The sequence below is a fragment of the Candidatus Nitrospira salsa genome, from assembly GCF_965152625.1.
In genome coordinates, this window is record NZ_CBCUCO010000002.1 from 1187605 (window position 1) to 1213686 (window position 26082).

21 protein-coding genes, 1 tRNA gene and 2 pseudogenes are annotated in these 26082 nt (G+C 47.4%); 12 read left to right on the forward strand and 12 right to left on the reverse strand.

What is annotated here, in order from left to right:
- Positions 1 to 28 precede the first annotated feature (28 nt).
- Positions 29 to 880, reverse strand: coding sequence for a fumarylacetoacetate hydrolase family protein (locus tag ACWQXP_RS07320; RefSeq protein ID WP_454062173.1), 852 nt, complete (start codon positions 878 to 880; stop codon positions 29 to 31).
- Positions 877 to 2007, reverse strand: a complete 1131-nt coding sequence (locus tag ACWQXP_RS07325; protein WP_454062174.1) for a VOC family protein — start codon at positions 2005 to 2007, stop codon at positions 877 to 879. Before ACWQXP_RS07325 ends, ACWQXP_RS07320 begins: the two co-directional genes overlap by 4 nt.
- A gap of 536 nt (positions 2008 to 2543) precedes the next feature.
- Between ACWQXP_RS07325 and ACWQXP_RS07330 the strand changes: the two genes are divergently transcribed.
- Positions 2544 to 4358, forward strand: coding sequence for a trans-sulfuration enzyme family protein (locus ACWQXP_RS07330; RefSeq protein WP_454062175.1), 1815 nt, complete (start codon positions 2544 to 2546; stop codon positions 4356 to 4358).
- Positions 4359 to 4460: 102 nt separating this feature from the next.
- On the opposite strand, the gene ftsH is transcribed toward ACWQXP_RS07330, so the two are convergent.
- Both ftsH and ACWQXP_RS07340 read right to left on the reverse strand, forming a co-directional pair.
- The gene (ftsH, locus tag ACWQXP_RS07335) at positions 4461 to 6299 is read right to left on the reverse strand and encodes an ATP-dependent zinc metalloprotease FtsH (protein WP_454062176.1); all 1839 of its coding nucleotides are present in this window, start codon (positions 6297 to 6299) and stop codon (positions 4461 to 4463) included.
- 10 nt (positions 6300 to 6309) lie between these two features.
- Positions 6310 to 9027, reverse strand: coding sequence for a cation-translocating P-type ATPase (locus ACWQXP_RS07340; protein WP_454062177.1), 2718 nt, complete (start codon positions 9025 to 9027; stop codon positions 6310 to 6312).
- A gap of 435 nt (positions 9028 to 9462) precedes the next feature.
- On the opposite strand from ACWQXP_RS07340, the gene ACWQXP_RS07345 reads away from it, so the two are divergent.
- The 3 genes from ACWQXP_RS07345 to ACWQXP_RS07355 all read left to right on the forward strand — a co-directional run bounded on the left by ACWQXP_RS07345 (position 9463) and on the right by ACWQXP_RS07355 (position 11161).
- Positions 9463 to 10734, forward strand: coding sequence for an acetate/propionate family kinase (locus ACWQXP_RS07345; protein ID WP_454062178.1), 1272 nt, complete (start codon positions 9463 to 9465; stop codon positions 10732 to 10734).
- A 65-nt stretch (positions 10735 to 10799) separates the two neighbouring features.
- Positions 10800 to 11006 (forward strand): heme-binding domain-containing protein, encoded by a 207-nt coding sequence (locus ACWQXP_RS07350; RefSeq protein WP_454063002.1) that lies wholly within the window; start codon positions 10800 to 10802, stop codon positions 11004 to 11006.
- A complete protein-coding gene (locus tag ACWQXP_RS07355; RefSeq protein ID WP_454063003.1) occupies positions 10979 to 11161 on the forward strand; it encodes a heme-binding domain-containing protein in 183 nt (60 codons plus the stop codon). Before ACWQXP_RS07350 ends, ACWQXP_RS07355 begins: the two co-directional genes overlap by 28 nt.
- 277 nt (positions 11162 to 11438) lie before the next feature.
- Here the strand turns inward: ACWQXP_RS07355 and ACWQXP_RS07360 are convergent, their stop codons facing one another.
- Positions 11439 to 12029: an IS630 family transposase gene (locus ACWQXP_RS07360; RefSeq protein WP_454062179.1), complete on the reverse strand. Its 591-nt coding sequence runs from the start codon at positions 12027 to 12029 to the stop codon at positions 11439 to 11441.
- Positions 12016 to 12309 (reverse strand): annotated as a pseudogene (locus tag ACWQXP_RS07365) (IS630 transposase-related protein); the annotation flags it as partial. The gene ACWQXP_RS07360 and the pseudogene ACWQXP_RS07365, both read right to left, overlap by 14 nt.
- Positions 12310 to 12464: 155 nt before the next feature.
- Between ACWQXP_RS07365 and ACWQXP_RS07370 the strand changes: the two are divergent.
- The 7 genes from ACWQXP_RS07370 to ACWQXP_RS07400 all read left to right on the forward strand — a co-directional run bounded on the left by ACWQXP_RS07370 (position 12465) and on the right by ACWQXP_RS07400 (position 22130).
- A complete protein-coding gene (locus ACWQXP_RS07370) occupies positions 12465 to 12950 on the forward strand; it encodes a hypothetical protein (protein WP_454062180.1) in 486 nt (161 codons plus the stop codon).
- Between the two features lie 123 nt (positions 12951 to 13073).
- Positions 13074 to 14249 (forward strand): efflux RND transporter periplasmic adaptor subunit, encoded by a 1176-nt coding sequence (locus ACWQXP_RS07375; RefSeq protein ID WP_454062181.1) that lies wholly within the window; start codon positions 13074 to 13076, stop codon positions 14247 to 14249.
- A 27-nt stretch (positions 14250 to 14276) separates the two neighbouring features.
- A complete protein-coding gene (locus ACWQXP_RS07380; protein WP_454062182.1) occupies positions 14277 to 17393 on the forward strand; it encodes an efflux RND transporter permease subunit in 3117 nt (1038 codons plus the stop codon).
- 34 nt (positions 17394 to 17427) lie between these two features.
- Entirely contained in the window at positions 17428 to 18690 is a 1263-nt protein-coding gene (locus ACWQXP_RS07385) for a TolC family protein (protein ID WP_454062183.1), read from the forward strand.
- 43 nt (positions 18691 to 18733) lie between these two features.
- Positions 18734 to 18886, forward strand: a complete 153-nt coding sequence (locus ACWQXP_RS07390; protein ID WP_454062184.1) for a hypothetical protein — start codon at positions 18734 to 18736, stop codon at positions 18884 to 18886.
- 487 nt (positions 18887 to 19373) lie between these two features.
- Positions 19374 to 19613, forward strand: a complete 240-nt coding sequence (locus ACWQXP_RS07395) for a DUF3955 domain-containing protein (protein WP_454062185.1) — start codon at positions 19374 to 19376, stop codon at positions 19611 to 19613.
- A gap of 462 nt (positions 19614 to 20075) precedes the next feature.
- Entirely contained in the window at positions 20076 to 22130 is a 2055-nt protein-coding gene (locus ACWQXP_RS07400; protein WP_454062186.1) for a S1 family peptidase, read from the forward strand.
- 72 nt (positions 22131 to 22202) lie between these two features.
- Here the strand turns inward: ACWQXP_RS07400 and ACWQXP_RS07405 are convergent, their stop codons facing one another.
- From ACWQXP_RS07405 to ACWQXP_RS07430, 6 genes and pseudogenes are all read right to left on the reverse strand, one after another.
- Positions 22203 to 22421: a hypothetical protein gene (locus tag ACWQXP_RS07405; protein ID WP_454062187.1), complete on the reverse strand. Its 219-nt coding sequence runs from the start codon at positions 22419 to 22421 to the stop codon at positions 22203 to 22205.
- A 37-nt stretch (positions 22422 to 22458) separates the two neighbouring features.
- Positions 22459 to 22599 (reverse strand): hypothetical protein, encoded by a 141-nt coding sequence (locus ACWQXP_RS07410; RefSeq protein WP_454062188.1) that lies wholly within the window; start codon positions 22597 to 22599, stop codon positions 22459 to 22461.
- A 116-nt stretch (positions 22600 to 22715) separates the two neighbouring features.
- The gene (locus ACWQXP_RS07415; protein WP_454062189.1) at positions 22716 to 23879 is read right to left on the reverse strand and encodes an NAD(P)/FAD-dependent oxidoreductase; all 1164 of its coding nucleotides are present in this window, start codon (positions 23877 to 23879) and stop codon (positions 22716 to 22718) included.
- A gap of 332 nt (positions 23880 to 24211) precedes the next feature.
- Positions 24212 to 24478, reverse strand: a complete 267-nt coding sequence (locus ACWQXP_RS07420; RefSeq protein ID WP_454062190.1) for a hypothetical protein — start codon at positions 24476 to 24478, stop codon at positions 24212 to 24214.
- A gap of 6 nt (positions 24479 to 24484) precedes the next feature.
- Complete coding sequence (locus ACWQXP_RS07425) at positions 24485 to 24628, reverse strand: hypothetical protein (RefSeq protein ID WP_454062191.1); 144 nt, start codon at positions 24626 to 24628, stop codon at positions 24485 to 24487.
- A gap of 182 nt (positions 24629 to 24810) precedes the next feature.
- Positions 24811 to 24942: pseudogene (locus tag ACWQXP_RS07430) on the reverse strand (DDE-type integrase/transposase/recombinase); the annotation flags it as partial.
- A gap of 782 nt (positions 24943 to 25724) precedes the next feature.
- Between ACWQXP_RS07430 and ACWQXP_RS07435 the strand changes: the two are divergent.
- A tRNA-Thr gene (locus ACWQXP_RS07435) sits at positions 25725 to 25800 on the forward strand.
- The last annotated feature ends 282 nt before the right edge of the window (positions 25801 to 26082 follow it).

The following is a 26082-nucleotide window of genomic DNA, read 5'->3' on the forward strand; positions in this document are numbered from 1 at the left end:
TTCCCATCTGCAAGTATTTGAACATAGCTCATCCAACCCAATGGGTCAGCCTCCCAATGTGTTCAATTTCCAATTCCACCTTGTCTCCGGTTTGGAGAAACTTGTCTAGTTCAAGGCCGCATCCAGTCCCGACTGTACCACTGGCAAGAATATCTCCGGGATAGAGCGTCTGATCTTCCGCCGCAAAGGCAATCATTTGTGCAAAGCTGAAATGCGACGATCCGCTATTGCCTTCCGACCATAATTCACCGTTCACCCAGGCGCGCATCAGCAAGCTTCGAGGATCGGGAATGTCTTCGGGAGTGACCAGCCACGGACCCAAGCCGGTATTAAAGTCTTTGGCTTTAGCTGGACCAAGCCCCACCTTCATGACTTTTCCCTGGAGCTGACGAGCACTAAAGTCGTTCACAATTGTATAGGCACCGATAAAATTTCCCGCCTCTTCAACGGATACCCGATGACATTTCGTTTTAATGACAATGGCTAATTCCAGTTCATAGTCTTTTTTATTTTCGTGTTCCGGAAAAAACACCGTTGTGCCATCACCACTAAAACATCGAGTGGATCCATTGTACCAAACAGGAAACTCATACCATTCAGGCACGACATCCAACCCTCGTTTTTTTCGGGCGGTGCGGACATGGTCTTCAAAGGTATAAAAATCTAGAAATGCCCCAGGACATTCCACCGGTGGCAGGAGAGTAATATTGGACAATGCAATTGGAGGCTGTTGCAACATTTTCTCCCATTGTTGATCACCCTCCCTGAGCTTATCCAATGCCTCGGTCGTGGTCATATGCATTAAGGGATAAATTTCGTTTCCGATGAGAATACCGTGGTCCTGCCCTCCTACGGGCGTCACGTATCTCAACAGTTTCATGACGCGGGTTCCTGCAATTCGATGGCTTCAAACAAGGCTCGGAAATTGCCTTCACCAAATCCTCCATGGCCACAACGTTGAATGATTTCATAGAAGAAAGGTCCAGCGCTTTCATCGTTGTAAAGAAGAGACGCGTCCTTGAGAAAGATTTGCAGTAAGTATTTACCGTCCTCACCGTCCATCAAGATGCCATGTTTTTTTAAGTCTGTCAGGTTCTCTTTAAGGTCAACGATGTGTTGTTCGGCCATTCGTTCCGGCAACAAGTCGTAATACGTATCAGGTGTTGTGAGAAATTCAATGCCCTTTGATCGAAATTTTCCTACCGTGTCCACCAGGTCATCCACGGCCAACGCGATGTGTTGAATGCCCGCTCCATGATTTTTGTCGACAAAGGTCTGAATTTGCGAGTCATTGAAATGCGGATACAGTGGTTCATTGGAAGCAAATTTTACGTGAGAACCGGGATCATACATAACCTGTGAAAATAACCCGGTTCCTTTTTTCCCAGACTTGAAATCTGGGGTATGAAAGGACACGGTCCAAAATTTCTTGAAGTCCATCACCTGCTCAAAAAAATTCCAAATGGGGAAAATAGTTCTGGCGTTGATGGTGATATGGTCAATGCGGTTCAATGGTGAATGTCCAGGCGATGGAGAAGATAACTTCTCAAACATGGGGATTTCATCATCCTGTCCTTCAATTTCCAGGAAGGTGAATTCTAAGAAACCAATCGGAGAAGCAATGGTGATAAAATGGTGGCGACTATTTGGGGAATGAATATCTTTCTCCCTGTGGACGAATGTCGCATGGTGGTCTTGTAAATAGTTGATCGTTCGATCCAGGTCTTCTACCTGAAGGACGATTTTACGAACTCCTGGACATAATGTTTGCAAATATTGAGCGGTATAGCTATTGGTTGTCAGTGGAGATGACACCATGATCTTAATGTCATTGGCGGAAAAATAGATGGCTTTGCTTTTGAATTTCTCCTCCCAATCGCGTGTGGACTGATGAGACTCGAGAAATCCCATTTTATTGAGGTAGAAATCACGACTGCGGTCGAAGTAATCGACGACAAACTCGATCGAATAAACTTTTTTGATTCCCAGCGCTGAGGGCAATTCCATTGCCTTGTTCCCCATGAAAAAGAGTGTATGTGACTGATGGCGTTTTAACGGATTTGGCGATGTATTCTGTATTCTTATTATATAATGAGAATAGCCTTGTTGCCTAATTGACGAAAAATAATATTTGACGTAACAAAGACTTATGGTACTCAACATCCATGGACTTTGATACTGTATTTGGAACGGGACCAATAGAATGGAATCTGGACAACATTCTTTTCTGACTTGATCAAGCCGCACTCACGACTGAAGCATACCAGTTACTTTCTTATCGTAGAAAAGGTTAATCTATCCCCTACTGATCATTAAGATTTATGATTAAACGCAGATGGAATTGAACTCGAATTCTGTCTCAGGCCAGACATGGCTTTTCAGTAAATGAGTTTGCCTAGATCCAATCAACGACGATAAGGAGGGAATGGGAGTCCTTAAGCTCATTTCCCCCTCAAAACCCACGTATTCTTCTATTCACTTAAGCTTTGCGACAGAGCCTCATGCAGGTATAGTGCATTCATTGCCGGAAGGAAGGCCGCTTTATGGAGTATACGCCAAAGGACAGTACGACCCCATCTCAAGAACAGAGCTTAGCGGGAATGCGGAAACTGTCGCCAAAACGCAATACAACAGGTTCAGACAGTGCCGAAGCGCTGGTGACCGAACAGTTAGCGCATTTTGGAATCAATGCGAATAGTGATTTCGGAGTAGTTCTTGCCAGAATTACCCAACGCCTTTATGAATCACAAGCCGACTTCGAATTGCTATGGAATCTGACACTCAAAACCATTGAAACACTCGACCGCAGTGATCAAATTGCGTATTTCAATGCCAAGAAGTTTCTCTCCTTCCAACTGGCCAAATTACTGGACACGGCACAGAACCCATTTCGGCGAACGTACCAGGCATTGGATTACCATCCATCGACACGGGCAACGAAGGGACCGTATGCCGCAATTGATAACGTCACCGCACTTTTTTCCGCTACGCCCGTGATCGCCAGAACGGCAACGTATATCTACGCTTGTGCCGAATGGATCGAAGATGCATTCAAGGGTAAGGAACTTCTGCTTGAGATCTATTCCCGATTATTGAACCCAACTTCGGTTTCTCTCGCAAATTTCATCGTCGATCTCGAAGCCGGCCCCTATGCCGAACAATACTTCGCATGGAACTTTAGCAGCGGTATGGCCGCGATCGACGGGGTATTGTCACATGTGCTTGGACGTGACGATGTCTTGATCACCAGTCGTAATATCTATGGAGGTGCCCATCAGCTCATTTATGATTGGTACGCCAAAGAAGGCAATCTCGAGATTGCCGTTGAACAATTCGATGGATGTGAGGCGACAGACTTTGCAACCTGCTGGACCCGAGTGAAAAAGAAATACGCCGATCGCTTCGCCGGCGGACGTAAGGCCTACCTGTATGTGGAGTCACCGTCTAATCCACATGGAGACGTCCTTGATATACCAGCAATCTGTCGACTGGCCCACCGTGAAGGACTACGGGTCATGCTGGACGCCACCGTGGGCACACCATTTCTCGTTCGTCCTTTACAACGAGAGGATCCCGATGAACGCCCAGACTTTGTCATTCACAGCTATACCAAAGACCTCAGCGGCACCGGGGCTGTCATCGCCGGAACGGTGATCGGTCGCACTCATGACATGTTTGCCCCCAAGGGGTACGAACCTGATGAAACAGCCCAAACCGAAGGCGCGAAATCATGGAGTGACACCATGTTCTGGAATGTTTACTATATTAAAGGGGCATTCCTTAATGCTGATTCGGCCTTTGAAGTCATTCAGGGCATCCGTACGCTTGACCTCCGCATGTTGGCCAAGTGCATTAACACCCAAATCCTGGTCCAATTCCTCGATACTCATCCTCAAATCAACGTGCGTTCCAATGCACTGAACACCCATCCCAATGCAACTCTACGAAAAAAATTGTTATTTCTCGGGTTACCCACACCCCTGTTTACGATCGATATCGATCAAATATCTCCCGACGTATTTCATCGTTTTTTTGATTCGCTGTCACCCACCTTCGGACACATGATTTCACTGGGCCAATCCAACACCATTATCAGCTGCCCGGCTTTAACGACTCATTCAGAACTCGACGAAACGGAACTGACCGACGCTGGCATTCGTCCTACCACGATTCGTTTCGCAATCGGGGATGAACATCCGCGTGATCTGATTAATCATTTTCTCAGTACAGCAAAACTTGCCATCGATCCAACTCAGCCGGGGTTTAGCGATCGTTTTGGTGATCCATCTACGATCGAGACCTTGATTCGAGAGTGTTATATCGACATCCATCGACGTTACATCGAATCGGCATTTTGAGATTCATAGAGACTTTTCGTGGCTATCCGCCACGGTTTCGTTGAAGGAGTGATTAGATTGTCTTAATGTGTATGGACGGGGCAGGTGAATTCTTTGAATGTTCTAGGTCGCTGGTTTCATCATAGGTTCGCCCGCTTGATGCAAGCGAAGCAGTTCCTGAAGATTTTCACCCGACATCACCTCATCGACTAAAAGTTTTTCGGCTCCTTGAGTGAGCACGGGCTTGATTTGAGTCAGAAGTTCCTGAACACGTTTTTCCTGGCTAGCAATTAGCTGTCGTACTTCTTGATCAATTTCACGAGCCGTTTCTTCTGAATAGGTGGATCTGGGAGAAGAATCATTCGGAGAAAGAAACATGGATGGCCCCGATTGATCTAAGGCAACAGTGCCCAGAGTCGTGCTCATGCCGTAATCTTTTATCATCCGTTTGGCAATATTCGTCGCTTTTTGAAGATCATCAGCTGCCCCAGTCGACGCTTCCCCGAAAATAAGTTCCTCGGCGACTCGACCACCCAAGAGCACGGCAATCTTACTTTCTAATTCTGATTGAGTGAGCAAATACCGATCTTCAGTTGGTAACTGCATGGTATACCCTAATGCCGCAATCCCTCGTGGAATGATAGAAATTTTTTGAACAGGATCAGACCCTGGAATGGTCATGGCGACCAACGCATGGCCAACTTCATGATGCGCCACTCGCTTACGTTCCTCTACGCTCAGCACGCGACTCTTCTTCTCGAGTCCAGCGACCACTCGTTCTACCGCTTCTTCCAAGTCTACCTGTGCGACGGTTTCTCGATTTCCTCGAACTGCCAATAAGGCCGCTTCATTCACCACATTCGCTAAGTCAGCTCCGACCATTCCCGGAGTCATAGCGGCAATTTTCTCGAGTGAAACATCTTCTTCAAGCTTGACGGCTTTAGCATGAATCTGAAGAATAGCCTTTCGGCCTGGACGATCAGGTCGGTCCACTAACACCTGACGGTCGAATCGTCCCGCCCGTAACAGGGCCTGATCCAGAATTTCAGGACGATTGGTGGCGGCCAGAATAATGACCCCGACACGTGGATCAAATCCGTCCATTTCAACCAATAATTGATTCAATGTCTGCTCTCGTTCTTCGTGAACCATGGGACCTGTTCCTCTAGCCTTTCCAAGGGCATCGAGTTCATCAATGAAAATAATACATGGGGCCTTCCCTTTGGCATTTTCAAACAAATCTCGTACTCTCGCGGCACCTACTCCCACAAACATTTCAACAAACTCCGAGCCGCTAATAGAAAAAAACGGCACGGCAGCTTCGCCAGCGATGGCTCGAGCCAGTAATGTTTTTCCTGTTCCGGGAGGGCCAACCAACAGAACACCTTTAGGTATACGTCCGCCGATACGGGTAAACTTCTCTGGAGTCTTAAGGAACTCGATCACCTCTAATAGTTCTTCTTTGGCTTCATCCACACCAGCAACATCTTTCATGCTCACCGGGATATCTTTTTCCATGTAAATCTTTGCCTTGGATTGACCAATGCGCATGAAACTGCCACCTGCTCCTTGACTGACTCGTCGAAACATGAAAATCCAAATGGCAGCAAAGATCAATATTGGAATCACCCATGATGCCACATCTTTCCATAAGGTACTCACAATAACTCCAGAGAATTCGACGTTCTTCTCCTCAAGAATCTTCACTAAATCCGGGTCATCTACTCGAATCGTTTGGAACCCATTCCCCTTCTCTTCCTGGACATCAGGCTTGAGCTTTCCATTAATAATCGTATCCGTAATCGTCACCTCAGCGACCTTGTCATCTAGCAACCAAACCTTAAACTGACTATAGGACACTTCATCCAGATGTTGAGAAGCAAAATAGATTTCCTGCAGAAAAATCAGCAGCCAAAAAGCCAAAATAAAATACCAAATAGAGAAACGAAATTTTTTATCCATAGCTTTTCCCTTAAGCTGAAGAACCCCTAATTCGCCAGTTTATCGCTTTAAAGACCTCCATGGCGACTAAAATGGTTGATGCGAGAAGAAAAATCGATCCCCAATCACCAAATGTCACTGGGGACACATCTAAAATATCTTGTGTCACAGGAATATACAAAGAAAGGATATGAATACCCTGGGCGGCGAATACGCCAAATATTAAAATCCAATTATTCCGTAAAGGAATCTGGAAGGCAGATGCACGCTCCGATCGACAATTAAAGACATGGACGTTTTGCAGGAACACCATGAGTAGCAGAAGAAGATTGCGTGCTTCGGCTTCCTCGAAACCCGACGTGAGCCACCAATACCAAGCACCAGAGGCCACGAGACCCATGACAACCCCCGAGACGACAGTTTGTTGTATCATCAGTCTGTCGAAGATCCCGTCTGTCGGTCTCCTCGGCGTTCGAGCCATTGTCTCGGCTTCACCGGCTTCAAATGCCAATGCCACATCTTGGGGACCATTGGTGACAAGATTCAACCACAGCAGTTGCACCGCTGTCAGCGGCAAAGGAAGCCCGGCAAGAAGTGCGATAGCAAATAGCATAATTTCTGCAGCTCCGCATGATATCAGGAGCGCGATGACCTTTCGAATGTTATCGTAAGCGACACGACCTTCTTCGATGCCAGCCACAATAGACGCAAACCGATCATCAGTGATGATCATTGCCGCACTGTCTTTGGCCACATCAGTTCCTGACCCCATGGCGACACCAAGATGAGCTTTTCTCAACGCTGGTGCGTCATTCACGCCATCTCCAGTCACCGCAACGAAATGTCCTTGCTGAACCAGAGCATCGACGATTTCATATTTCTGCAATGGGGTCATGCGCGCATACACTCTGACTCGTTTTATTAAATCAAAAAATTGATTGAGCGTCTCCGATCCTAATTTCATTAACTGCGGCCCGGTTGCCACTTCCTGTTCGGTTGAAGCAATACCAAGCTCACGTGCAATTGACAGCGCCGTTGCAGGATGATCGCCCGTGATCATGGCCACCTGCACGCCTGCACCTCGACATCGCTCTACGGCTTCCTTGACTTCCGACCGAAGCGGATCAATAGCTCCAATGAGCCCTAAGACGGTTAACGGAGGCATATCCTGTTCATCGAACATCCCATTCTGGGTATGGGGATCCATACGTCCATCGGCCAAAACCAAAACACGGTACCCCTCTGCGGCTAATTGAAGAGCTGCCTCTTCCAAAAGCTGAGGTTCAATTGGTTTATCCCCAGTGGGTGTCGCCATTTGAGAACATTTGGGAAGAACAACTTCCATGGCCCCCTTGACGGCAGTGTGTACAACATTCTCTTCTCGATAAAATGTTGCCGCATATTGACGTTCTGATTCAAACGGAATAATACCCACGATCGGTATTGCCCGTCGCACCTCCGAAGGATTCGCCCCAAGCTTATATCCAAGGGCTAGCAGGGCAATATCGACTGCATCGCCATGATGAACCCACTCCCCTTTTTCACTGATCAATTGTGCTTCATTGCACATCACGCCGACTTTTCCAAGTCTCTGTAACTGGGGCCATGCCACACTAAGGTCTTGAGATTCTTCCTGAGCCGTGATGTTCCCGTCACCTGTGAATCCTTGTCCACTCACGTCAAAACGTTCTCCTGTGGGTAGGACCAACTTTTTTACGGTTTGTTGATTGACGGTTAATGTTCCAGTCTTGTCACTGGCAATGAAGGTGCAACTTCCCAACCCTTCCACTGCTGTGAGCTTTCTCACAATGACATGACGTTTGGCCATACGGGAGGTCGCTACCGACAAGGCCACCGTCATCGCAACTGGTAGACCCTCTGGAATTGCGGAAACAGCCAGTGCGACGGCCATAAAAAAGACTTCCGTTAGTGGGATTCCATTGTTCACGGCTATAACGGCCAAGATGATACATGCTCCGACAATCCCGACACTGATCATTCGTGCGAAATGATCCATCCTGACAACAAGCGGTGGTTTGGTTTCTTTGGTCTCTGTCACAACCTTGGCAATTTGCGCAACTTCTGTTCGAGAGCCGATCTCAACCACGATCCCAGTCCCTCTTCCAACCATGACCGTGGTTGCCGCATACACCATCCCTATTCGATCGACTAAAGGTACATCAGAATTACTGGTAGGGGCAGTAGCCTTGGTGACTGACAGGGACTCCCCTGTCAAAAGAGATTCATCGACCGCTAAATTTGTTGTCTCAATGAGGCGTAAGTCCGCTGGAATTCGACTGCCCGACTCCAATAGACAAATATCTCCAGGAACTAATTCTTCGGCCGGGATCTCTTTTTCAGTTCCGTGTCGACGAACCCGAGCGTAGATCTTGAGAAGCGATTGCAGGGCTGCGGCACCTTGTTCTGCTCTCCACTCCTGATATGCGCCAAGCGCGGCATTCAGCAAGATAATGGCAAAGATGAACCCAGCATCGGTATGTTCACCGATGACGATGGATATTCCCCCAGCGATAAGCAGGATATAGATAAGGGGACTTAAGAATTGATGAAGGAAAATGGTAAAAATGGTCGGTGGCGGCTTAACTGGCAGGCGATTCATTCCAAACAACTGTTGTCTTACCTTGACCTCTTCGTTGTTCAGTCCTTCTAGGTTTGTTTGTAATTGATCGAGAACGGCTTGTTCCGACAACGAATGCCACGAGACTTGCGTTGAATCGATTGGCCGCATCAAGGATTACCTCTATCAAGAAGCCAATAAATGAATACCAGGATAAGTGTCTTTGTTCTGTTCAAACCTATTGGCATCAGGATCAGACTACTCTACTAATCTGGAGCTGGATACACGAGTTTTATACACTTATGGACATCTACCTGCTGCTTTTTGCCACATCAGATTATTTTTCCTTTGGCCCAAATTTCCACAAATACATGGGTTCGACACAGTGAATCAAAAAATCTTTAAAAATTTCCCCTGAATATCGCTCCCTTCATAAATCCTATCTGGCGTCATGTTTGCTATACTTTTCTTCTGAATGAATGGAAGCATGTCTGTGCTGTTTTTTATTGTATCCAGATTATTCAATTCTTCTCTAAGCAGGAATGTGCATGTTCTCTGCCAACAACCGGAGAGAGATGAATGAGCAAAACGGAGCGTGAGCTTGTTATGAAAATTCTTGTTATTAATAGCGGCAGTTCTTCCATAAGGTTCTGCATCATGGAGATATCCTCCGCTCAGGCAATAACAAGCCATGACACATCTCGCTTCTATATTCGAGGGACGTTGCAGGGAATAGGAACTGATGCCTCCTTAGACATATCAGAACAAGAAACGACCATTTTCCAATCATCCAACCACATCGACAATCATGAACAGGCTTTCAAGTGGATATTTGATTCTTTGAGGCGCCTTCAACAATCTGGAGACATGCAGTTAAACATCGATCTTATAGAGGGTGTTGGTCATCGTGTCGTTCATGGCGGACATCGCTTTTCACAATCAACTGTTCTCGATGATGAAGTCCTCCATGAAATTGAACAACTGAATGATCTGGCCCCCTTACATAACCCCGCGTGTCTGGCTGGCATCCATGGGGCACGAGCATTTCTGAATGATTCCGTACCAATGGTTGCCGTGTTTGACACGACGTTTCATCACACCCTTCCTGAGTATGCAGCAACGTATGCCATTCCCCATGAACTTGCTGAACGGCATCACATCAGAAGATATGGATTTCACGGAATTGCTCATGCGTCGTTGGCTGACAGTTATGTAACCCACACCGGCAAAACGTTGAATGATCAACGACTCATTACGATGCAATTGGGTAATGGCTGTTCGATGACCGCAATAGCATTTGGGAAGTCTATTGAGACCTCGATGGGATTTACACCCAGCGAGGGACTCATGATGGGAACTCGATCAGGAGACCTTGATCCCTCCATCATCAGTTATTTGGTAAAGAAGGAACAGGTTCCTGTGATCGGTGTTCAGAATTGGCTCAATGAACATTCGGGACTTTTGGGCGTCTCAGGACGAACGAATGACATGCGCCAAATACTCCGGGCAGCGAATCACGAAGAGGATGCGCGATCAAAGCTCGCAATCGATATGTTCTGTTATCGAATCAGAAAATATCTTGGCGCCTATCTTGCCGTCTTGGGTGGAGCCGACGCGATTGTGTTTGGCGGAGGCATTGGAGAAGGCGCACCAGAGATTCGCGCACAAATATGTAAAGAAATGGAATGGTGTGGGTTGAAACTGGATAAAAAGCACAACCAGGCTGCAGTAGGATTGACACCTGGAAGTGTCGCCAAAATCAGTCCAGACGGCACGGACATTGCTGCATTTGTCATTGGAACTGATGAGGAGTCATGGTTAGCATCTGAAACAGCGCGATGCCTTAGCTCCCGTCATCACAAAGAAAGACAAAACTGATAAAAAACGTGTATTCACGAGTGTAGCTTTCACGGTCCTCTTCTTTGGGCTTATCCAATTAATCCCTGTCACTCAGAGCAACCCAGCTATCATCTAAGGAAGTCGATTCTCCACCTCATATTCAATCCACTCTCAAGCGAGCTTGTTATGACTGCTATTCTCATGAAACGGTGTGGCCTTGGTATAGCCAGGTAGCTCCTGCAAGGTCGAAAAGAATTGAACTTTTCCATCTGGAATCAGTACACTGGCAAGTGCAAAAGACAAGAAATTGAAAGAAATTGCAGAAAAAGTCGACGAAGGGGAAATGCCTCCCTGGTTTTATCTTCCTCTTCATCCCATGGCGCGACTTTCATCTAATGATCGGCAACAGCTCCGTGAATGGGCGACAAAGAGTTTACATGTGACGCACAACAATAAAGATGAATAACGAAATTATGTAGACGCATTCTCGAACTTTTTGCTCATTTGCATTGATGTTTTATCGCCTCGCCAACCCATGAATCCTCTGATCGGTTCTATCGGACAACAAAGCAATGAAGACTGTTACTACAGTCCCATTCACTTTATAAAAGTAGCATTACGCTGGGGACAGTCTCAAAAGTGTAACTGGACTTGGACACCTCGAAGCCAGACGTCAGATGGGTTATTGAGACACCAACGTTGAAGGCTTGTGAAGATCGCGTGTCCTATAGTATTTTAACTTTTCACTCGTACATTGCGAAGATCGTATCGATCGCTTTCTCCAAGGATTGGTGAGGCGAGCGATGTTTCCTCAACCGGGCTTTGAGAATCGCCCAATGCTGTTCAATGGGGTTCAAGTCGGGCGAGTACGTCGGCAGATATTTTAGCGTACAGCCCTTGCTTTCAATGAGGGTTTGGGTGGTTGGCGACTTGTGAAACGACGCATTATCCATCAGGACGATCTGGCCCGGACGAAGCGTGGGCAACAAGACGTGTTCGAGCCAGGCATTGAACACGAGCGTGTCACACGAGCCCTCAAACCGCATAGGAGCTTGCAGCCGTGACTCATGTAGGGCCGCGATGAGACTGATACGCTGCGCGTTGGTCCCGGAAACGTCGCCCAGCACTTTTGTGCCGCAAGGGGCTCGGGCGTAGGGGCGATGCAGGGCTTCATCCACCCCACTTTCATCCAGATAGACGAGAGAGTGTGGGGCCAGCTGAGCCAGCTCCTCTTGAAACTGTACGCGGGCTTGTTCGTCTCGTTCGACGTACCGAAGTGTTTTTTTTTCGAGTGATGCGCAAGCGGTGACACGCTTTCCATATGGCCACGGCACTTACTGAAAAACCCTCGCCTAATTCCTCCAATGTCGCGTCTGGATGGTCCGCGATATACTGAGCGACCACAGCATCGTCCAGTTTCCGCGACGCATATTTCCCACGGGGTTTCGGCGCCAGCCCTCCCTCAGTCTGATACTGCCGGAGCCAACGATACAACGTATCCCGTCCGATTTGGAAGATGTGACATGCGGTTGTTTTCGCGCCGCCCTCTAACACATAGGCTACCGCCCGTTGTCGGAGATCGAGGCTATACGCATTGCTCATACACTGAATCATACCATGCTAAACGTCTTAGTTAATAGTTAAAATACTATAGTATGCCATCGTGTCCACGTATACCGGCGGCACCCAATTGGAGTCGCGTTAATAGTCAAAACACTGTTTGCTGATATGATACAATATGTTATGTTGAAGATATTCACGTGTTTACCATGATCACAATGACTTCTCGCACTCAGTTGGCAACAAGCATGGCCCATATATGGTTAGTGCTGTGGCTTGTGGCCTTTCCACTAATCCATATCCACCCAGAAGCCGATCATGCGCATGGAAGCCAAACCCACGAACATGGAGGGCTGTTCCATTCTGTGCTCTCTCAAGATCTTGCGTGCGAATATCATCATCATTCCCCCCATGACTTTCCAGCACAGAAAGGTACGCAGGACATTCCCCACTGTGATCATGCTCAGACCCATCTCCTCAACCATGATGAGATAGGATTTTCGATCCTGAGTGCGTCCTATCATGATTCTTTGACAACAATTGATCAGCCAATAACCTTTCTTCCAGTCGTGCATAAGTCTTCATCTATCGTATCCACGTTACGTTCGTTACAGCTCTCATCGGAACGTGCACCACCCATTCGACTCATACATTCTCACAACCCTATCCGCCCTCCTCCGACCCACTCGGCATAATATCGCCACCCTTCAATGACCGGACACCGTGCATTGCATGCATGCGTGCCTCTAATTTTGTCGCGCCTTCTTCAATTTATTAAGAGGTCGTGTTATTCATGAGTCACTGACAAGAGTATTTCTATGAATCTACTTTGGTTATTCACCGTGCTTCTTTTTATCGGTTGCTCTGAGCCCACCAATTCTGACATCTCCTCAGACATCGTGATGGCTGACCATGAGAGGGCTCCGGCATCTTCAACAACGTCAGAAACCAGCATTCATCTTGACGATGTGCCACCAAAGGCGCGGGAACGCATACGTACGGAAGAAGCCATTGAACGACTCACCCCCCATGTGGTGACCGCTCCGGGGAACGTCACGTTAGACTTGAATCTTGTCGCGAAAGTCGCTTCACTCATCCCCGGCCAGGTGGAAAAACTCACCGGCAAACTTGGACAACACGTGCTGAAAGATCAACCGTTAGTCGCCATTGAAAGTTTAATCTTGGACGAACTTGTTCAAGAATATCTCGTCGCCAAAGCGAAACGAGATGTCGCGAAAAAAAATTTCACTCGTACGAAACAATTAGTGAAAGAACATATCGTCTCTCAACGCCGTGTCCTAGAAGATCAAGGCACCGCGATCGAAACACAAGCCGTCTTTCAGCACGTACGAGAAAAACTATTGAATATGGGACTCACACCCAAGGAATTACATGAACTTGAACATGGCAGTCATCTGGAAGGACATAAGTATATTCTTCGTGCTCCACTTGGCGGCACGATCACCCATCAACAAGTCGTGTTAGGACAAGGGGTGTCGGTGGGGGAAGAATTATTTGAAATTGTTGATACCAGTCGGGTCTGGGTTTTTGCGAATCTCCCAATCGAACAAGCGCGTCGATTTTCAGAAGGCGATCAGGGCAAAGTCGTTCCACGTGGAGGACAGCCTATCACAGCCCAATTGGCTTACATCTCACCGGTGGCAGAGGAAACCACAAGAACCGTACGGGTCCGACTTGATGTCGACAATCAGCAAGGACGATTAAAACCCAATGAATATGTCGACGTGCAATTACTGGATGAACAACTTCCGGTCTTGTCGATTCCTGATACGGCAGTCACCATGGTGAAAGGCAAACGCGGAGTCTTCGTTCAAAAAGAAACAGGATACAACTTTGTGTTGATTGAACTTGGGCAAGAAGGGGGAGGCCTTGTGGAAATTACACAAGGCATTCAGTTGGGTGACAAAGTTGTGACTCAAGGCGTGTTTGATTTGAAAAATGCATTACTTCAAGGATCGATCGAAGGGCATTAAACGAAACTCAGCCCTACTTACACCCATATGGAACGGTTACTGACGCTATCTCTTCATTATCGCTTCTTCACGCTCATCGCGTTACTCCTCGTCACAGGAACAGGCGTCTGGTCGTTGGACAAGCTGACGGTTGATGCCGTTCCTGATCTGACCCCCGTGCAAGTGCAAATCCTCACACGTTCATCGGCGCTTGGCCCACTCGAAGTGGAGCAGTTCATTACATTTCCAATTGAAACCTCGCTAAGCGGTCTCCCTGGATTGAAAGAAATTCGATCAGTCTCACGATATGGGTTATCTGCCGTCACGGCAATTTTTGAAGAAGACTTAGATCCTTTCTTTGTTCGTCAACTTGTCAACGAGCGTCTAGCTGAGGCATCTGAAGATATACCATCTATCTATGGAAAACCCATGATGGGACCTCTGACGACAGGCTTGGGCGAAGTCTATCAATTTACTCTGCGCGGCGAGTCATACAGTCCCATGGCGCTCCGAACCCTCCTGGAATGGGACATTGCCAGACGACTTCAGGCCGTGCCGGGTGTCGTCGAAGTCAATATCTGGGGAGGCGAAACAAAACAGTTCCAAGTCATGGTTGATCCAGGAAAACTCCTGGCATTCAAGCTCTCACTTCAACAGGTCTTTCACGCACTTGAACAGAATAATGCTCTGGCTGGTGGTGGTTACATTGAGCATGAACGTGAACTCTACCTGATTACCGGTGAGGCGATGGCGACTACGACTGCCGAGCTTGGGAAAATCGTGATTGACCATGGTCCAGGCGGGGTCCCGATATTTGTGAAGGATATTGGCGAAGTCAAAGAGGGGGCCGCCTTACGTATCGGGGCTGCAACACGGATGGGCGAAGGTGAAACAGTCATCGGCATGGTACAAATGCTTGCTGGCGCCAATGCTCAGCAGGTGGTCACCAAGGTAAAAGAAAAAGTTCAAGACATTCAATCGACTCTTCCCCCTGGCATCGTGATTGAACCCTATTATGATCGAACACTGTTTGTAGAGAAAGTCATACGAACAGTGCGAAATAATCTTCTAGAAGGAGGCTTGTTGGTCATCGCCATCTTGTTTTTGTTTCTGGGGGATCTTCGCGCCGGCCTTATTGTTGCCACGGCTATCCCGCTTTCCATGCTCATGGCGGTCACAGGCATGTATCAGGCTGGACTCTCGGGTAACCTCATGAGCTTAGGCGCCATTGACTTTGGTCTCCTTGTCGATGGAGCAGTCGTCATGATTGATAACATTTTGCGAAAACTCGGGACGCGAGAACCTCGTTCTCCTGAAGAAAAACTTACGACGATTCACGCAGCAGCTAAAGAAGTCTTACGTCCTGTCGTTTTTGCCATCGGTATTATTATTTTGGTGTACATTCCCATTCTCAGTCTTTTGGGTATAGAGGGAAAAATGTTTCGTCCAATGGCGATCACGGTCATTTTTGCTCTCATCGGATCGTTATTTTTTGCCGTAGCTGGTGTTCCAGTTTTGGCGTATTGGTTTGCTCGGGGGAAATCCGATCATGAAGAGACCTGGCTTATTCGTCGACTCCGTGCCATCTATCAACCGTGCCTACAATTTTCGCTTATGCGACCAATTTGGGTGGTTCTTCCCGCGCTTGCACTCTTTATGCTCAGTCTATTCATTGGATCACGGTTGGGCATTGAATTTCTTCCACAATTAGAAGAAGGAGATCTGGCCATACAAGTCTGGCGATTACCCAGCATTTCGATGAGCGAATCCGTCGAAACCGCTCTTGCTGTGGAACGCGCCTTGCGAGAGTTTCCTGAGGTCCAACAAGTTGTCAGTAGGACGGGAAGCCCTGAAGTGGCGACTGATGTCATGGGCATTGAGTTGTCAGATGTCTTTGTCGTACTCGCCCCGCCCTCATCATGGACCTCAGCCTCAACGAAGGAAGGTCTCATTTCACAAATGGAGACGGCGATTGAAACAGCGGTGCCCGGTGTGGGGTTGGGATTCACACAACCTATAGAAATGCGTTTTAACGAATTGATTGCCGGGACTCGATCAGACTTAGCCGTAAAAATTTTTGGCGAGGACATGCAGGAACTACGGAATCAGGGTGAACGAGTCGCACACGCACTCGAACAAGTGTCAGGAGCCCAAGATATTAAGGTGGAACAGGTAACAGGCGTCCCAAGGATTCGCGTGATCGTAGATCGTGATCAGATTGGGCGATATGGACTGAATGCAAAAGATGTGTTGACGGTTGTCGAATCAGCTCGCGTCGGACAAACGGTTGGCACCGTGTTTCAAGGACAGCGCCGATTTGACTTGATTGTACGGCTCTCAGATGACGCGTCTGCGGGCCCTGCCGCGCTTGGGACTATTCTCCTTCCCACCACTCATGGAGAACTGGTACCGCTTTCACGGGTGGCTTCCATCCGTGTCGATGAGGGTCTGGCACAAATCAGTCGTGAAAATGTGCAGCGGCGACTTGTCGTCGAAGCCAACATTCGAGGCCAAGACCTCGGGTCATTCGTCGGCGAAGCAAAAGAGATTGTCAACAAAACGGTCAAGCTTCCGGCTGGCTACTACATTGAATGGGGCGGACAATTTCAACATTTGCAAGAAGCCTCAAACCGCTTAGCAATTGTGATTCCCATCACGTTGCTGCTGATCATTGCGGTCTTATCGGTCATATTTGGCACTATGCGATTAACCTTATTAATTTTCTTAAATGTCCCACTCGCATTATCAGGGGGACTGATTGCATTATGGTTTCGCGGGCTTCCTCTCAGTATTTCTGCGATGATTGGATGCATCGCACTATTTGGAATCGCGGTCTTAAATGGAGTCGTCCTTGTCAGTCGAATTCAAACGTTAGAAATAGAAGGGTTTTCCACTCACGAGGCCATCATTCAGGGAGCCCTGGATAGACTTCGACCAGTACTGATGACGGCGCTCGTGGCCAGCCTTGGGTTTTTGCCCATGGCCATCGCGACCAGCATGGGAGCCGAAGTGCAACGTCCCCTTGCTACGGTCGTCATTGGCGGCCTGATCACCTCAACCACTTTGACCTTATTGGTCATACCATCCCTATACGGCATGATGGGTCGACCTAACCGGTCAGCAGACACTTCACGTAACCTAAATACCGTAGTCACGGAATCATGAAGACCGGATTCACCAGAAAAGAAGGAGATACGATATGGTTGTGATGAACATTCTTCTCATGCTCCTCATCATGAGTGGATTGCAAACGGTGGCAGCAAAAGGTCAGGTTGAGAGGTCCAGTCCAAACACTGAGACTTATAATCTTCCTGAGATTCTTTCTATTGCCTTGGAACGCAACCCACGTATCGAAGAAGAACATGGGATTGTTGAACAAAAACAAGGGAACACACTGTCGGCGTCAGCGTATTCCAATCCTACGATTGTTGTGCATAGTGGTCGAGGCTCCTTAAGGGACCCCTCTATGAACACGACCATCACGGAGCGATACGTCACACTCAGTCAACCATTGGAATGGCCAGGCACACGCATTGCCCAACAACAAGCCGCTCAAGCAAGTGTAAGGAGTGCGCAAGCCGGGGTAGAAGATGCCAAACTGAACGTTATCGCGCACACCAAAAAAGTGTTCTTTGATTTATTGCTCTCGCAACAAGAGACAGCGCTCATCAAACAAAATGTCCAAGCCATGAAAAAATTGAAAACAGCGGTGCACGCTCGAGTCAAGGCTGGAGAATCGCCACCGTTTGAGGTCATCAAGACGAACGTTGAGACCTTAAAAATTCTCAAAGAATTGCTTCGGACGGAAGGGGCAGAACGATCGGCAAAAGCCACATTGAATAGTTTAACTGCCGGAGGATTAGGTGACGAGTTTACGATACAGGGAGAGTTTCTCTCTTCAGAAGGTGACCTAGATTTCACGAAGTTTTCGAAACAAACATTATCGACTCATCCGAAATTGGTAAAAGGGCAAGAACGCGTCAAGGAAGCGGAGAAACAGCATCGTCGAGAACTTCATGCGCGAGTGCCAAACATCACACTTAGTGGAAGTTATCAGCGGGATGTAGGACGAGAAGCCTTTGTCGGAGGCATTTCCATTCCGATTCCTTTATGGAATCAACGTCAAGGAGAAATTGCCAAAGCGAAAGGCGTCATGCGTCAAGAGGAGGCGATTCTTCTTCGAACACGCACAAGTCTACACCAAGGCATTATTCAAGAAACTCAAAAATCCAACATCGCAGCGGCTCAAATTTCAACATATGAAAACGGGCTTCTTAAACAAGCACAAGAAGCCTTGCGAATTGCGCAAGTCAGTTTTAGGTACGGAGAGGCGAGCTTGCTGGAAGTCTTAGATGCTCAACGCGTGTTTAGAGAAACTCAACTCGAATACATGCGAGCCAAACATGAACTATCGGTTGCTCTAACGGCACTCGAACAGTTAACTGGGAAACTCAACGATTAAGGAATAATAGCAAATCCCATTAATGGTAGGAGGTGCTGAGAGCATGATGTTTCAACAGGTCAATAGCCTCATGGACAATCATTCCTTACTTGAAGCCCTTGTACAACAGAGAGATGGGATTGTAGGTATCCTAGGACACGATCGCGGAACACGCCATGGCTCATTGCAAGTTCAACTCTTACGGAAACGCACTTGACGAACTGAACCTGGGATTATAGGTGTCCTAGGACACGATCGCGGTCCACGCCATGGCTCATTAGCCAGTTCACCCCCTACCGAGACTCGCTCGGCAAACTGAAGCTGGGAATTATAGGTGTCCTAGGACACGATCGCGGTCCACCCCATGGCTCATTGCCAGTTCATCCCTTACCGAGACTCGCTCGGCAAACTGAAGCTAGGATTATAGGTGTCCTAGGACACGATCGCGCTACACCCCATGGCTCATTGCCAGTTCACCCCTTACCGAGACTCGCTCGGCAAACTGAAGCTAGGATTATAGGTGTCCTAGGACACGATCGCGGTCCACGCCATGGCTCATTGCCAGTTCACCCCTTACCGAGACTCGCTCGGCAAACTGAAGCTAGGATTATAGGTGTCCTAGCTTTGTAGAACCTGTCCCGCCAATCCGACAGCCGCTATTGAAGCCTTAACTCACTCAATACATGAACTCAAGAAAGTCAAAAGTGTCCTGGCTGGTGATATTTATCGGAATTGCCATTCTCGGAATGTTGTCCTTGTCTGCATTCCACCTCATTGGTAGCACAATTGATGCTAAGAGGTTTTTACACGAACCGTTTGCTCTGTTGCCTATCGGGTATGCACTACTTGTCATTGGTGGAATTGGCGCATTGGGCAGTTACTTCACGAACGCCAGACTCAAGAACCGAATCCGTACCAAGAATCATAACGTGAAAGATCAATGATACTGACAACGGTTTGCTGAACGGTTTTTTATCTTTCGTATCTTAACTAAAGGTAGGCCATTCAGACCGTGGTGTCACAGAGAATAGGACTTGTAAGTATATCAACAACGTTTATGTCATATCATCAACTCCCCTCCCACTAACCACAGCCCAGCCCCCAAGTCATGCACTCGAAAGACAGCCACAAATGATGCTTCTTGTTACAACCTGCCCTGCCCCTTCGTAGCATCTACAGAAATCCTATCTCATGAGAACTACCTCACATTGCTCAATATTCATTCTTTAATTCATGACACGCAAACCAATATCCCCAAGGAAGATCAGGGCTATTTTTTACTGTCGGATCAGTGTATTTCCCTAAGATTCCTACTAAATGATTACCGTTGTTAAGGTCAGGCCACAGAAAACCGATAAATACTAATAGGAGAACTCTCTGACAACCCTGACGATAGGTTCTGAGATATGACATATCATCGACAAGCCATGGATTCCTATTCAACGCCCACCATCGTGAGCCTCTTGTTTTTTTCGGTCCTTCTGCTTTGTCCAGTCATCGCACGATCTGACAATAATATGACTTTTCTCGATAAAAAAGTCATCAATAGCTTGAGATTGAGCGTGTACGAAGTGGTTGTGCCAAAAATTGAAAGTCAAAAAATTCAATATGCCAGGGAACTACCGTTCCATAAACTTAGTTATAAGGAACGGGAAGAAAAATATTTTAGTATTGGAACTGCGTTTTTTATTAATGAAAAGGAACTCATGACGGCGGCTCACGTACTTAAGTTGAAGTATTTTTCACTCTTAACAGATTTTCATATCCGGGATTCAGACGGTCGAGTGTATAAAATTGGACAAATAAAACAGTTTTCTTCAATTCGGGACATGGTGGTATTTGAGCTGGAGGAGTATCCGGAAGACATTATAGCCCTGAATGTATCCAAACAGGTTGAAATCGGTGATACGGTGTTTTCAGTCGGAAATGCGCAAGGAGAAGGCCTTTCGTTTCGAGCGGGTCAGGTCGCTTCATTTACCACAGAACCAGAACACGGAAAATGGAAAGACATTCGATTCACCTCTCCAGCATCACCGGGCAACAGTGGGGGGCCCTTGCTCAACGTCAATGGCCAAGTGGTCGGACTCATTATCCAAAAAAATGCCAGTGAAAATTACAATGTTGCTGTCCCGATGACTGAATACGACAACCTCAACGGCACGGCTGAATTTTATATGAGAAACATCTCACTGAATTTAAATGGAAGTCAAAATACTTATTCCATGAATTGGTCCGAGCACATTGCCCTGCCCAATACCATCCATGTCATATCACGTAAGGCCCAATCCTCGTTAAATGCTGTGTATGAACAAATTTCATCAAAGGTTTCACAAAAATATGCTGATGACTATTTCCCAAAAGGTAAACGGTTTCGTGCCTACTTGCGAAACCAAGTCAATGTCAGGCAATTCGGAGTCTTAAAATCTGATGCAGATTTTAATATGTGGAGACTCAGCAGTTATTCGAAAAAAACGATTCCCATATCTGAGGATCAGAAGATCACATTGAGTAAAAGTGATCTTTCGACCTTACAGGTCAAGATAGAAAAACCCCGCAACGTCACGCTTGAGGCCTTTATGGGAAGTCCCAAGATGGTCATGGATCATTTGTTGAAAGCATTACCCCTGACACGTGATTTCGATGTCGAAAAAGTTAGAATCGTCAGTCTTGGAGATCCGGAAAAGACCGAAATATGGGAAGACAAATTAGGAAGACCATGGATCTCATCATTATGGTATCGACCGTATAGCAATTCATTTGTGTACAGCCATTGCTTGGCCTATCCCAAAGGCGTGATATGTAATGTTGACATCAAGAAAGCCTGGTATTTAAGTACCGGCTATGTCAGTCTGATGAAAAAGGATTTAAATGAGGTGGCGGTCGGATATGAAGGTGATCTCTACGATTGGATAGATTACGTGTCTCTGAGCCAGAACTACCTCCCAAGAACATTTAAAACAAGTCAGATCCGCGTACAGAACGGAAGACTACATATTAAGCTGAATGATTTCACGCTTGATTTGAATAGTCACGCATTCAATGAAAAGACCAGTCTTCATTTTCATTTCGGGTATTCAAACAAAAGCCTCCTTGAAGAAGAACTGTTGTTATTTGAGGTAATCCCGAAAAAGGGAGTTGACGCGCATTATCGAATTCAAAAGTACTTTTCGCCAAGTAAGTTCAGTTCTGACACCTACTCGTCTCAATGGGATGATATTGTCAAGAAGGTTGAAGATTTCTCTGGAAAGGTCTTTATTGACAATAAGCACCAAGTCATACGAAAAGTCGTCACTGGAGGAACGGAAGAAATTGCCTCAGTAAACGGTGATACCATTCAAAGAGAAACGGTCATCGGGTGTTACTATAAGTTGTCAGAAGAAAATCCACTTGCCAAATGTAACGAATTTACGAACGGTATTAGTTTTTACGAACAAGAGAGCAACGGAAGTAGAGCCTCCTAGCATACGCTTCTTCATCTCATCAATACGAAGTCGACGTAGGTCTTTATAACATCCAATAGTTGCATTTAAACCTCACCACCGAACAGCGAACGCAATCACTTGAGACACGGCCTCAGCCAATAGTCTATCCTGAATCAGCGGCGGCACAGTCTCGCCCAGGACAAGCGATATCGCCTCCCCGTGCTCTCCAACTGAAGCCCCAAGATGCTTCAAACAGGACTGACCGGGATCGGCCTGCGTCCTTACTTCCCATGGGTGTTGAACGCTCAGACCGCAATATTGTAAAGACACTCTCCTAAAAAATGCGGCTGGTTTCCAGCCGAATGGTTCACACCCCTCGCAATCTCTTTGCCAGCGTCCCTTTTTCAATACCTGGATAGCCTGGAGGCATCAGATCGCCGAGACCCTCACGGTTCGCGTCCCAAAACAGTTCGTGGTCGAAAACGGAAAGCTTTGCCTTCGTAGGCATTGAACACTCACCTGAAAGAACGAAGCAATACGATTCACCTGTTTACTCGAATGATGGTCTCGCTCTCATCACAGTCATGGAATTTTCTTCTCATACTTGTATGTGTTGCCGTGATGCTACCGGTAGTCTTCGAGAAAGCGATGATCGATCCAGTGTTTCAACCACATGCTGGAACGACCGTTCCACCAAAACGGCCCCCACGTTGACAATGCGGTGCCGTCGCCGAGGTTGAGGATGGCGAGATAGCGTTTTTGGGGTTCGTATTCGGCTAGTGGTTTACTTTCCAAGCTGGCCAGCAGGTTTGCATGGATATAGGCAGCCTGGCGCACACCAAACACACCAAGTTTGGGCAGATTAAAACCTTCCATAGAGGCGCAATCACCGGCCGCGAACACCCGTTCATCAGCGATCGAATGCAACATGGCGTTGATTCGAAGGCCGTCCTTGGGACGGGTCGGTAGGCCGGTCTTATGCACAAGCGGATGGGCTTCAAGTCCGATTGCCAGGACGACAATATCAGCCTCGATGAGGCTACCATCTTCGGCAATCAATAATTCTCCCTCGCGACGGACGACTTGGGTTTGCGTGCGGATGACTACCCCGCGTCGCGTCAACTTCCGCTGAAGTGCTCTTGCTGCGCCAGCAGGGGCATCTGGGATAAGCCGATCGCCATTGGTGACGAGGCTTAGCCGAAGATCGCTATCATGGCGTGCGGCTAAAGCAATCAAATTGGCCGTCACCTCAGAACCCGTAGGCCCGCCGCCAACCACTACGATCCGCAACGTCTCGCGCTCACGAAATTTAGCCTCCAAATGCTCACGCAGCTTCCACAATTTGGCAACAGGTTTGACCGACCAGACGCTCGGATCGTTCGCCGCACCGGGGATAGCGTTCACATCCACCTGACTGCCGACATTAATGGACACATAGTCAAAAGCCAGAACACCGCCATCGGCCAAGTGAAGCTGACGGGCTCGGGAATCCACAGACTCAACACGAGCCTGAATAAACTCGCCACCGTGGGCTTCTATCAACGGTCGGGGATCAATTTGATCCGCCACAGGCTCATACATCCCCCCCAACATTCCAGTGGCCATACCGGAGTACCAGAATTCTGTTGGATCGACCAACACCACTCGCGCCCCACGCTCGACGAGCGTCTCGGCATGGGCGACAACATACAAATGGGCATGGCCGGCACCGACCAGAATCACCGTGTGCTGTTGGCTCACGGCCAAACCTCTCTTTTGATTACTTCCACAAGATCTCCAGCAACTCATCAAAATTCATCAGAACCACATCCCACAAATTAAAGGAGACGAAAAGGAATTCCCACGTCTATAGCTTTGTTCGCTGAATCGCAAGTTGATACACCTTGGACGACGGTTCATGACGCTATACTGCGTCGACGCTGATCAACTACCGAAAATGTGTCCTGAGCCCGGTTCGTTCCAAGACGGTCCGAAGCATTGTGGGGAACTGGTCGGATCTCAAAGAACAGCTCTTTTTAACGCTCGGAAAACGGAAAGTTATTCGGCCCAAAACCGTCATCAAATTTTGGTTTGGCACACCTGAAATAGTTCCATATGTCCATATAGTGAGTATGTCTACCTCATCGGGTCATCTCAAGATAATAATGGAGGCCATCATTGAGAGACGCTTCGACCACTAAGACTAAGTTGTCCACCTTATCGTGGAGCGTAAAGGTAGCGGTTCCAGTGCCAGTCTTCGCAAACACTCGCCCCTCTAGGATCGTTAATGTGCCGGTTCCCAACAACAACTCCGTTTCACGATTACTAGCGAATTTAAAGAACCCTTTTTCACTGATGATCAGAATAACCCAGGCGTCGTCACGCATGTCAGGTAGACGTTTACTCACCCCCTCCTATGTGCCCGCCACCTGCTCGAATGAGGAAATGGGAACGAGAGGTGTATCAGGACGAGCTTGCAAGGCACCACAGCCCAAAGAGATTGCCATAATCCATGCCAGTGCTAAGAATGTCCATGCTTTAATATGCCCCTTCATCATTGCCTCCTTTATTCTTCCGAACACTGACTAAGACCACGGCAAGAGTTTGTCTCCTGCCTCATATTCTCTGAACCAGAATCTCCCTGCAATCAGCTCTAGATGTCCTGCAAAGAATGAATAGGATGATTCGGCAGAAACTGACCAATCTGCGATATCATTTCTCGTCGCACCACCGAAAAGAAAAGCAGAGGTTCGTCGGTCACCGCCAAGCGACCAACAACTTTGCACAGAAACCATGTAGCCGCAGCCTGATCTCGTTTTGCACTGAGAAGGAAGTCCACGGCGCTCCCATGCTGATCCACTGGCAGATAGAGTCACATCTAGTTCCCATTAAGTCGTGTAGTATACAGAATCAGATGGGTGAGACTCATGCAACGAAGGCCATATCCATGCGAATCGATCCTCTTTCCCTAAGGTCCATTTGTAACCTCAAATCCGAAAGTCTACTAGGAGTCAGGATGACCCGAGCATAGACTATTAAGTCGACTGAAGCCTTTGTTCTCTTCAAGATTGACGGAAAGCTGACCCCATGTCTTATATTGAGGATGGCTTAAGTCCAATGAAAGGATTATTAGACATCTTGCAAGCTAGCGTGAACATGAAATTGTCCTGGACAATTCGAAGACGGGCTAATCGTAGATGGAGTTAATGGGAGAATGAATGGTATGAAATCCTGTCAATCTGGGATAAAGACAGTCATTCTCCATGTCCAAGAATTGACGGGAACAAATTTCAACAAGCGTCGGCTAAAAAACATTCACCTGACCTGGCAACTCGGCTGTGTCAGAGTCAGAATGCGATCCTGTGAAATTTCATCAGAAAATATGTCCTGATGCACCGAAATCACACACACTTATCATGACTTTCGCCGGACAGCCTTGCGAAATCTCGTCAGGGCTTGGGGGCCAGAAAAATCGCAATGAAAATTACTGGACACAGAACTCGGGAGGTGTTCGACCTTAATAACATCGTCAATGTCCAAGATTTGGCCGAAGCCGGCCGTAAGGTGGTCACTCTGCATCAGGAACGAATGATCATTCCGCGTCGTGGGTATTCAGTGGACACTTCTCGAAAGGGTAAGTATAATCTACCGAGAGCTGGCGTAGCTCAGTTGGTAGAGCAGCGGTTTTGTAAACCGCCGGTCGGGGGTTCAATTCCTCTCGCCAGCTCCATATTACACTCAAGAATCCATCTGCTTCTGTAGTATTGGTTTTCATCCCTCCTCTAAAAACTTGATGCGTAGCATCAACGGTTTTTATCTATCGAGCCAGCCCTACTTTTCTTCGAAGAGAACATTTTTCAGTGTATAAGGCTTGAGCAGTCTATACACAGACGGGATCACAATTGTTTGGACTACAACAGACAAAGAGAAGGGTTCTCTGATACTTTTCGAACCCTTCAACCATCGAATGGACAAATGAGGCACGAACAGGGCATCAATAAAATGAGAGGAC

Bases quoted from the DNA above. Each gene is read 5' to 3' on its own strand.
- ACWQXP_RS07380 (WP_454062182.1), top strand. From the start codon at position 14,277: ATGGAACGGTTACTGACGCTATCTCTTCATTATCGCTTCTTCACGCTC.
- ACWQXP_RS07320 (WP_454062173.1), bottom strand. From the start codon at position 880: ATGAAACTGTTGAGATACGTGACGCCCGTAGGAGGGCAGGACCACGGT.
- ACWQXP_RS07415 (WP_454062189.1), bottom strand. From the start codon at position 23,879: ATGAGTTGCTGGAGATCTTGTGGAAGTAATCAAAAGAGAGGTTTGGCC.
- ACWQXP_RS07345 (WP_454062178.1), top strand. From the start codon at position 9,463: ATGAAAATTCTTGTTATTAATAGCGGCAGTTCTTCCATAAGGTTCTGC.
- ACWQXP_RS07375 (WP_454062181.1), top strand. From the start codon at position 13,074: ATGAATCTACTTTGGTTATTCACCGTGCTTCTTTTTATCGGTTGCTCT.
- ACWQXP_RS07410 (WP_454062188.1), bottom strand. From the start codon at position 22,599: ATGCCTACGAAGGCAAAGCTTTCCGTTTTCGACCACGAACTGTTTTGG.
- ACWQXP_RS07385 (WP_454062183.1), top strand. From the start codon at position 17,428: ATGGTTGTGATGAACATTCTTCTCATGCTCCTCATCATGAGTGGATTG.
- ACWQXP_RS07390 (WP_454062184.1), top strand. From the start codon at position 18,734: ATGATGTTTCAACAGGTCAATAGCCTCATGGACAATCATTCCTTACTT.
- ACWQXP_RS07340 (WP_454062177.1), bottom strand. From the start codon at position 9,027: ATGCGGCCAATCGATTCAACGCAAGTCTCGTGGCATTCGTTGTCGGAA.
- ACWQXP_RS07325 (WP_454062174.1), bottom strand. From the start codon at position 2,007: ATGGAATTGCCCTCAGCGCTGGGAATCAAAAAAGTTTATTCGATCGAG.
- ACWQXP_RS07400 (WP_454062186.1), top strand. From the start codon at position 20,076: ATGACATATCATCGACAAGCCATGGATTCCTATTCAACGCCCACCATC.
- ACWQXP_RS07370 (WP_454062180.1), top strand. From the start codon at position 12,465: ATGATCACAATGACTTCTCGCACTCAGTTGGCAACAAGCATGGCCCAT.
- ftsH (WP_454062176.1), bottom strand. From the start codon at position 6,299: ATGGATAAAAAATTTCGTTTCTCTATTTGGTATTTTATTTTGGCTTTT.
- ACWQXP_RS07425 (WP_454062191.1), bottom strand. From the start codon at position 24,628: ATGATGAAGGGGCATATTAAAGCATGGACATTCTTAGCACTGGCATGG.
- ACWQXP_RS07330 (WP_454062175.1), top strand. From the start codon at position 2,544: ATGGAGTATACGCCAAAGGACAGTACGACCCCATCTCAAGAACAGAGC.